An 8,550-nucleotide genomic window follows, 5' to 3' on the forward strand; every position below is an offset into this window, starting at 1 on the left:
GTGGGGGCTGGTCGCGCAGTTCCCCGCGCCCCTTAGATGCCGCTGCGCGGCAATCCCCTGGGCGCCCCGAAGGGGCGCATCCAGGGGCGCGGGGAACTGCGCGAGCAGCCCTCCACCGGCCCGCAGCCGACCGGATCTTTTAGGGGCGCGGGGAACTGCGCGAGCAACCCTCCACCGGCCCGCAGGCGAGTACCGGGCCGATAAGGGGCGCGGGGAACTGCGCGATCAGCCCACCACCGGCCCGCAGACGAGCACCGGGCCGACAAGCCCCCACCGGGGTCGCAGGCGAAAGAGAGCGGCACCCCGGAGCCCCCGGAGGGTTTAGGGAACGGGCGGGGTGGGGGACGGCAGCGTCAGGGTCCACGAACCCGCCGTCCACGTCCGACTCCGCACCGGCCCCCCCACCACCACCCCCGCCCGGTACCGGAACCCGTCCCCCACCACGGACACCGTCACCACCCGCGCCCGCACCCGCACCACCGCCCCCACCCGCGGCTGGATCACCACATGCGCCACCCCGTCCCCGGACCCGACCGACACACCCGCGACCGGAAGGTCGAGGTCGGACAGGAGCACCCCGTCCGCCTCCACCCGCAACCGGTGCGCCACGGCCGCCGCGACCGGCAACGCCACGGGCGCCCGCACCAGCGTGCGGACGAGCGAGCGGCACGTACCCCACACCGTGGGCGCGGCGACCCGCATCGGCGCCGGGATGCACAGATCCCCCAGCACCACGCCCCCGCTCTCGTCGACCAGCAGGTCCAGCCGCCGCGGAACCCCGTCCAGGACCGCCCGCGCCGCCGCCACGGCCCCCATCGGCACCCCCAGTGACCTGGCGATTTCCACCGAACGGGCGGTGCCCACGGGCACCAGCGAAAGCGCCGGCGCCGAAGCCGCGTCCGACGCCGCGTCCGAAGCCGCGTCCGACCCCGCGCCCAGCCCGCCCCGGTCCCGTTGGAGCAACGTCACAGTACGTAGCAGCGTCCGATCGTCACCCACCACCACCGGCCGCCGCCCACCCCGCCTCGCCAGCGCCCGGGAGAACTCCTCCACCCCCTCCGGCCAGCATATTTTCGCCTGTGCACCCGCACACAGAACATCTTTCGCGATCCGTACGGACTCGCCGTCGATACGGCGGGCGACCGGGTCGATGACCACCAGTAGCTGGTCGGCAGCCGACACTTCGGTCCTTCCTCGGGTAGCATCTTTGTGCAAGAGCCCCTTGCGCTATTGCGCCAGGGGCTTCGTCTATTCCGGGGCACATTGGTGAGGCGGCGACAAGCCCCTGACCTTGGACATGCCCCGCCCGGAAGGGGTGTACGCCTGTGCCCGCACTTGTGCTGCTCGGTGCTCAGTGGGGTGACGAAGGCAAGGGAAAGGCCACCGACCTGCTCGGTGGATCCGTTGACTATGTAGTGCGCTACCAGGGCGGCAACAACGCCGGCCACACCGTCGTCGTCGGCGACCAGAAGTACGCGCTGCATCTTCTCCCTTCCGGGATCCTCTCGCCGGGGTGTACCCCGGTCATCGGCAACGGAGTCGTCGTCGACCCGGCGGTCCTGCTCTCCGAGCTGAGCGGGCTGAACGAGCGTGGCGTCGACACGTCCAAGCTGCTCATCAGCGGTAACGCTCACCTGATCACGCCGTACAACGTCACCCTGGACAAGGTGACGGAACGGTTCCTCGGCTCCCGCAAGATCGGCACCACCGGTCGCGGCATCGGACCGACCTACGCGGACAAGATCAACCGCGTCGGCATCCGCGTCCAGGACCTGTACGACGAGTCGATCCTGATGCAGAAGGTCGAGGCGGCGCTGGAGTCCAAGAACCAGCTCCTCGCCAAGGTCTTCAACCGCCGCGCGATCGAGTCCGAGAAGATCGTCGAGGAGATGCTCCAGTACGCGGAGCAGATCAAGCCGTTCGTGGCCGACACGACGCTGATCCTCAACGACGCCATCGACGACGGCAAGGTCGTCCTCTTCGAGGGCGGCCAGGGCACGCTCCTGGACGTCGACCACGGCACGTACCCCTTCGTGACCTCGTCGAACCCGACCGCGGGCGGCGCCTGCACGGGTGCGGGCGTCGGCCCCACGAAGATCAGCCGCGTCATCGGCATCCTCAAGGCCTACACGACGCGCGTCGGGGCGGGCCCGTTCCCGACCGAGCTCTTCGACAAGGACGGCGAGGACCTGCGCCGCATCGGCGGCGAGCGCGGTGTGACGACGGGCCGCGACCGCCGCTGTGGCTGGTTCGACGCCGTGATCGCCCGTTACGCGACCCGCGTCAACGGCCTCACGGACTTCTTCCTCACCAAGCTCGACGTCCTGACCGGCTGGGAGCAGATCCCGGTCTGCGTGGCGTACGAGATCGACGGCAAGCGCGTCGAGGAGCTCCCGTACTCCCAGACCGACTTCCACCACGCGAAGCCGATCTACGAGATGCTGCCGGGCTGGTCCGAGGACATCACCAAGGCCCAGACCTTCTCCGACCTGCCGAAGAACGCGCAGGCGTACGTGAAGGCGCTGGAGGAGATGTCGGGCGCGCCGATCTCCGCGATCGGTGTCGGCCCCGGCCGGACCGAGACGATCGAGATCAACTCGTTCCTGTAGGCGCGACGTTCGGTTGTGGTGGCGGGGCCGCCGGGATGCACTCCCGGCGGCCCCGCCGTCATCCGGCCGTCATCCGGCCGTCAGGTGACGTACCGGACGATGAGCCAGGCGGCGACGAGGGCGAGGAGCACGAGGCCGAGGAGCAGGGCGCCTGTGCGACGCGCGCGCCTGCGTGACCTCCACGCCCCCGTCCGTGCACGGCTGACAGCAACTCGAGGGTACGCGTGCCCTCTCGGCATGCCCATGCTCGGCGGCGGCGGCGGTGGATCGGGCCGGTATACGTCCTCGGGGACCGGGGGCAGGTATTGCCGCCGCCGGTGACCGGCGGGCAAGCCGGAATTCCGCAAGACCTCAGCGTGGCGGGCGACTTGGAGCCGCACCTCGCGGGGTAACCAGGAGTCGCCGACGCTCCCGTACGCCAGGTGCTCGGCGAGCTGCCCCGGCGTCGGCCGCCGCGCCGGATCCTTGTGCAGGCACGCCCGTACGACGGGCAGCAGCTGCGCCGGAACGCCCACCAGGTCCGGCTCCTCGTGCGCGACGCGGAGCATCATCGACGCGAGGCCGCCCTCGGACCGGCCGAACGCCATTCGCCCGGTCGCCGCGTACGCCAGCACCACGCCCAGGCAGAACACGTCCCCGGCCGGGGTGACCGGCTCGCCGCGCATCTGCTCGGGCGACATGAACCCCGGAGACCCGACGACCACCCCCGGGCCCGCGGACGCGCTCAGCGCGCCCGTGATCCCGAAGTCGATGACGCACGGCCCCCACAGGGTGAGCAGGACGTGGGACGGCTTCAGATCGCGGTGGACCAGCCCCGCGCTGTGGATGTCCGCCAGCGCCAGCGCCAGCCGGTGCCCGAGCGCCGACAGCGACGGCTCCGGCAGCGGCCCGAAGTCCCGGCCCACGACGTCCTGGAGGCTGGGCCCGGCCACGTACGCCGTCGCGACCCACGGGATCTCGGCGCGCGCGTCCGCGTCGAGGACGCGCGCGGCCCACTCGCTGTCCACCTGCCGCGCGGCCGTCACCTCACGGGCGAACCGCGCGCGGAACTGGTCCCGGTGCGCGTACTCCTCCCGTACGAGCTTGACCGCAGCCACACGCCCGCTCGCCGACCGGCCCAGATAGACCCGCCCCATCCCGCCCGCCCCGAGCCTTCCGAGCAGCCGGAACGGGCCGATGTGGGAGGGGTCCCCCGCAGCCAGGTCATCCATGACGGGATGGTGGCACAGCGGGGAGGGGCGCGTCAGGCGATCGTCTACCCGCCCCGCCGCTCAGGTGGCCCAGCCGACGAACCGAGCCCAGACGTCCGGGGCGACCTCGAAGGTGGGGCCGCCGTCGGACAGTTTGGAGTCGCGGACGTGGACGGCGTGGGGACAGGTGGCTACCTCGACGCATGAGCCGCCGCTGGAGTCGCTGTATGTCGACTTGTGCCACTCCATGGCTACCTCTACGCAGTCGCCACCGCTGCCGCTGCTGTAGCTGGACTTGAACCACCGCAGGGTGTTGCTCATCTGTGCTCTCCTGCCAACCGCTCGATGAGACCCAGCGATTCACGAGGACCCAGGGCCTGTGCCCGGATCTTCGCATAACGCTGGGCGTACGTACTCACCTTGGCAGGATCGGAGATCAACAGGCTCTGGTACTGAATCTCCAGGTAGACCAGGTGGTCGTGTTCCGGAGTCTCAACCAGCTCCATCGGGCCGTTGTCGCCCGGATGCTCTCCACACAGCCCCGTGTCCAACGGCAGCACCTGGAGAGTCACGTTGCGCCTGCGACCGCACTCCGCCAGGTAGAGCAACTGGTCGCGCATGATCTCCGGGCTGCCGATTGTCCTCCGCAGGACCGACTCCTCCAGCACCACCTCGATCAACGCAGTCGGCTCCCGGTCGAACAGCGCCTTCCGCGCCATCCTCGCCTCGACCAGTTCCTCCACCCTCTCCTCCGACAGGGGCGGATACCCTCCCCCGATGAGCGCCCGCGCGTACGCCTCGGTCTGGAACAGACCGTGGATGACGAGCGTGGCGTACAGCCGCAGCACCACCGCCTCCTGCTCAAGAAGCGAGTAGTTCTGGAACTGCACCGGATACTTCTCAAGCCGTACGTACGTCCGCGCGTTCTCGAAGAACTCCATGCCCTCCCCGAGTACCTCCTCCAGTTTCACCAGCATCTGGTCGCTCGCGGGTTGCGCGAGGGTTTCCATGGCGCTCACCGCCGCGCCGGAGAAGCCGATTTCCACGCCCAGCCGGTCCTGTGACCACCCCTTCCGCAGGCGCAGCCTGCGTGCCATCTCCGCGACCATCCGGGACGCCGGACCTGCCGTCTTCTTGTTCTCCGCTCGTGCCATTTTCGACCACCGATTCCGACTCAACCGGACTCAACCGGTCTCAACTCGTCCCCGCCGAATTCGACTGCATACGAAGGGAGTTCGAGCAGATCAACGCTTGCGCGACGCCCTCGGTGCGGTCATGGAAAACGCTAGCGGGACGGGGCGAAGCTGTCTTCGTGGATACACGAAACCGCGTCGTAAACCTTGATTTCGTCCCGGACTGGATTCCGGCTTCCGGGTTCCGTCTCAGAAAAGCGGGAGTGCAATTCGATGCCGTACGGGTGGACGGGGACGCCGGGCGGCGGATCGCGGACGCGCTGGAGCGGATGACGGGTGGCGATCCGGGCCCGATCGTCGCGGAGGCGAGCGGGCGGCGCGGGGTGTACTTCCTTGTGGCGCCCCGCTCCACCTCCCACCGCAGCTGGCCGCCCGGCGTGACCCGCTTCAACACGGCGGCGGGGCGGGTCAGTTACGTACCCGTACCGGCGCTGAGGGGTTCGACCTGGCCGCTGTCGTGGCGCTGCCCGCCGACGACGGCGGACCGGTTCGTCCACACCCTGCTGCTGCGCACGGTCGCGCAGCAGATCCTCGCGTCGCCGGAGGACGTCCCAGGTCGTCCCAGCCCGTCCCAGGTCGTCCAAGATCGCACGAATCCGTAGCCGACGGGTCCCGCAGCGTGCTCAGAATGCCTCCCGCAACCAGTCGTTGGATCCAGCCGGGAGGCTAACTGTGAAGTTGACCAAGGGCATTGGCCGCGTCCTGAAGAGCAAGGTCGGTTCCGTGGCGGCCGTGGGGACGATGACGACCGTCGCGATGGTAGCCGGAACGGGGGCTGCGCAGGCGTACTACAACCAGACCTGGGACCTCCTGTACAACTCGACGCACGGCACCTGCATCGCCAGCAGGAACGCCGGCAGCTATGCGCTCGAAACGGGCTGCTTCACTTCCGGGGGCTGGGTGAAGGTGGCCTCGGGGCAGCCGGACACCGGGTACTCCAACGTGCAGATCAAATTCAGCTCGGGGCGGTGTCTCCAGGCGGTGAGCGCGTGGACCGCCGAGGCCAAGTCGTGCGACTCCAACAACCCTTCGCAAATATGGGCGATGACCGGTTCGGAGTCGAACGGGTGGCAGTTCTTCACCTTCGGGCAGCGGTCCTGCCTCGATTCGGGACAGCTGGGTCTGCTGTTCCACCAAGAAGGATGTAATCCGAACAACGGGTACCAGACGTGGAACCGGTGATCCGCTGAGGCGTGAGTCGGTGACCGGGTCTCGGTGACCGGGTGTCGGTGACCGGGTGTCGGAGGCGCGAGGCGCGGGCCTACTGCCCCTCCGACACCCTGTCGTACGTGACCAGTTCGCCCTTGTCGTTCTCGCGGCGCAGACGGCCGTCGGGGAGGATCGTCAGGGTCGTCGGGGCGCCGGGGGTGCAGGCGGAGGCCGGTTCGCCCTTCTCGACCGTGGACGGGCCGAGGTGGATCGGGTCGTCGGGGCCGGTGGGGGCCGTGGTGAGGGTGGCGCGGAAGACGCAGTGGTACTGGCTGGTGCTGCTGTACGGGCCGTCCGCCGTGAGGGTCATGACCTGGTCGCCGACCTTGCCGGGGCTCAGGACGAGGCGGCGGGGTTGTCGCCCGGTGTCGTTGTCGATCCAGCCGGTCCAGGTGCCGAGGTACTTCTTGGGGATGTCGCCCGGGGCGCTCGCGCTGGGGGTGGGCGAGGCGGACGGGGAGTCGTCCGGGCTCGAACTCGGGCTGTCCGAGGGGGACTTGGGTGCCGGTGTGCTGCCCGCCGTGTTCTTCTTCTTGTCCAGGGGGTGCTCCATGTACGCGTACACCGCACCGCCCGCGCCGAGCGCCACCACGAGCGCGACCGCGATCAGCGCGACCGTCGACTTGGTGTTGCGGCGCGGCGGCTCCTCCCGGGTGGGCGGGGGCGGGCCGTACCCGTACGGAGGGTTCGGGTGCGGGTAGCCGTACGCGGCGTGCTGGTACGACTGCTGTTGCTGGTACGGGTGTTGGTGCTGGGGCGGGTAGCTGTGGGCGGGCTGTCCGCCGTTGATCCAGGGCGGGGGAGGCGGCGGCGGGGTGGCCGCGCCGGGGTGGCCCGGGCCGGAGGGGGCCGAGCCGTAGGGGACCGGTCCCGTTCCGTTGGGGGAGATCATGGTGGGGGTCGCGTGGACGTCCGGGGTGGCGGGGTTCGCGGGGGTGCCGGCTGCCGGAGGGCTCGGCGGGAGCGCGGGCATGGGGGGCGGGGCCGGGGGGAGAGCCGGGCGCTCGGCCGAGGGCAGGGCCGGGGTCTCGGAGGGGGTCTGGGGCGAGGCCTGGGACGGGGCCTGGGCCGGGGTCTCGGAGGGGGTCTGGGGCGTGCCGCTCTCCGGGTCCTCCACGTCCAGCAACTGCACGGCGTGGCTGCCGAGTTCGGCCACCAGGGGGCCGGGGAGCCAGGGGCCCGTCGCCGCGTCCTCGGGGCCCAGGCGGTCCAGGATCGCGGCGAGCGTGGGCCGGGACTCGGGGGACTTGTGCAGACAGTCCCGTACGAGGTCGCGCAGCGACTCCGGTACCGCGTCCAGCTGCGGCGGCTCCTGCGCGATCCGGAACATCAGCGCGTGCACCCCGCTGTCGCCCCCGCCGAACGGCAGCTTCCCGCTCGACGCGTACGCCAGCACCGACCCGAGGCAGAAGACGTCGCAGGCGGGCGTGATGCGGTCGCCGCGCACCTGCTCGGGCGCCATGAAGCCGGGCGAGCCCACCAGGGCGCCGGTGCGGGTCAGACCGCCGTCGGTGACGGTCTCCAGGGCCCGGGCTATGCCGAAGTCGATGACGCGGGGGCCGTCGATGGTGATCAGGACGTTGGAGGGCTTCAGATCGCGGTGGATCAGGCCGGCGGTGTGGATGTCCTGGAGGGCGTGGGCGAGGCCGCTCGCGAGGATGCGGACGGAACGTTCGGGGAGGGGGCCGTGGGCGCCGGAGACGACGGTGTGGAGGCTGGGGCCTGCCACGTATCCGGTGGCCACCCAGGGGACGGGGGCCTCGGTGTCGGCGTCCAGGACGGGGGCGGTCCAGTGGCCGCCGATGCGGCGGGCCGCCTGTACCTCCTGGCGGAACCGGCCGCGGAACTCCTCGCGCTCGGCGAGCTCCTGTCGTACGAGCTTGACCGCGACGGTTCGGCCTCGGTCGGAGCGGGCGAGGTAGACCTGGCCCATGCCGCCTGCGCCGAGCCGTGCGAGTATCCGATACGCGCCGATCCTTTGCGGATCGCCGGCCCCCAGTTTCTCCATGGCGCCCGTCGCCTCCCCCCGCTCGAACGAGCTCATCGGGCTGAGGATAGTGCGCCCGCGACGCCCTTGGCCCCACCGCGCCCCCTTTCTGGCCCGGTTTTCGTCTGCGGGTGAGTGGGGGCTGGTCGCGCAGTTCCCCGCGCCCCTTGAAGTGCCGCTGCGCGGCATCTGGTCCGGTGTTTGTCTGCGGACCGTAGCGGGCTGGTCGCGCAGTTCCCCGCGCCCCTGACATGCCGCTGCGCGGCATCCAGGGCCGCCTCAAGGGGCGCGGGGAACTGCGCGCTCAGCCCAAGCGGACCCGCGCCTGACCGACGGCCGGCTTTTAGGGGCGCGGGGAACTC

At 70.6% G+C, this 8,550-nt stretch carries 8 protein-coding genes; 3 read left to right on the plus strand and 5 right to left on the minus strand.

Going from position 1 to position 8,550, the window contains the following annotated elements; all coding sequences use genetic code 11:
- Positions 1-321: 321 nt before the first annotated feature.
- Positions 322-1,182 (minus strand): diacylglycerol kinase, encoded by an 861-nt coding sequence (locus tag AB0G17_RS21850; protein ID WP_361385169.1) that lies wholly within the window; start codon positions 1,180-1,182, stop codon positions 322-324.
- 143 nt (positions 1,183-1,325) lie between these two features.
- On the opposite strand from AB0G17_RS21850, the gene AB0G17_RS21855 reads away from it, so the two are divergent.
- The gene (locus AB0G17_RS21855) at positions 1,326-2,609 is read left to right on the plus strand and encodes an adenylosuccinate synthase (RefSeq protein WP_361385171.1); all 1,284 of its coding nucleotides are present in this window, start codon (positions 1,326-1,328) and stop codon (positions 2,607-2,609) included.
- 80 nt (positions 2,610-2,689) lie between these two features.
- Here AB0G17_RS21855 and AB0G17_RS21860 read toward each other — a convergent pair whose 3' ends face one another.
- The 3 genes from AB0G17_RS21860 to AB0G17_RS21870 are packed head-to-tail and all read right to left on the minus strand — an operon-like array spanning position 2,690 to position 4,953.
- Entirely contained in the window at positions 2,690-3,820 is a 1,131-nt protein-coding gene (locus AB0G17_RS21860; protein ID WP_361385174.1) for a serine/threonine-protein kinase, read from the minus strand.
- Between the two features lie 60 nt (positions 3,821-3,880).
- On the minus strand, positions 3,881-4,120 hold the full coding sequence (locus tag AB0G17_RS21865; RefSeq protein WP_361385177.1) for a DUF397 domain-containing protein: 240 nt from the start codon (positions 4,118-4,120) through the stop codon (positions 3,881-3,883).
- Positions 4,117-4,953 carry a helix-turn-helix transcriptional regulator gene (locus AB0G17_RS21870; protein WP_361385180.1) on the minus strand — a complete coding sequence of 279 codons (837 nt, stop codon included), beginning with the start codon at positions 4,951-4,953 and terminating at the stop codon, positions 4,117-4,119. The genes AB0G17_RS21865 and AB0G17_RS21870 overlap by 4 nt, the downstream gene beginning before the upstream one ends.
- Positions 4,954-5,111: 158 nt before the next feature.
- Between AB0G17_RS21870 and AB0G17_RS21875 the strand changes: the two genes are divergently transcribed.
- Both AB0G17_RS21875 and AB0G17_RS21880 read left to right on the plus strand, forming a co-directional pair.
- Positions 5,112-5,594 (plus strand): hypothetical protein, encoded by a 483-nt coding sequence (locus tag AB0G17_RS21875; protein ID WP_361385183.1) that lies wholly within the window; start codon positions 5,112-5,114, stop codon positions 5,592-5,594.
- 70 nt (positions 5,595-5,664) lie between these two features.
- On the plus strand, positions 5,665-6,174 hold the full coding sequence (locus AB0G17_RS21880; RefSeq protein ID WP_361385186.1) for a hypothetical protein: 510 nt from the start codon (positions 5,665-5,667) through the stop codon (positions 6,172-6,174).
- A 79-nt stretch (positions 6,175-6,253) separates the two neighbouring features.
- Here the strand turns inward: AB0G17_RS21880 and AB0G17_RS21885 are convergent, their stop codons facing one another.
- Complete coding sequence (locus AB0G17_RS21885; RefSeq protein WP_361385558.1) at positions 6,254-8,209, minus strand: serine/threonine-protein kinase; 1,956 nt, start codon at positions 8,207-8,209, stop codon at positions 6,254-6,256.
- Between the last annotated feature and the right edge of the window lie 341 nt (positions 8,210-8,550).

Origin of the sequence: Streptomyces sp. NPDC023838, from assembly GCF_040639555.1 — a bacterium.
In the GTDB taxonomy this organism is placed as follows: Bacteria; Actinomycetota; Actinomycetes; order Streptomycetales; family Streptomycetaceae; genus Streptomyces.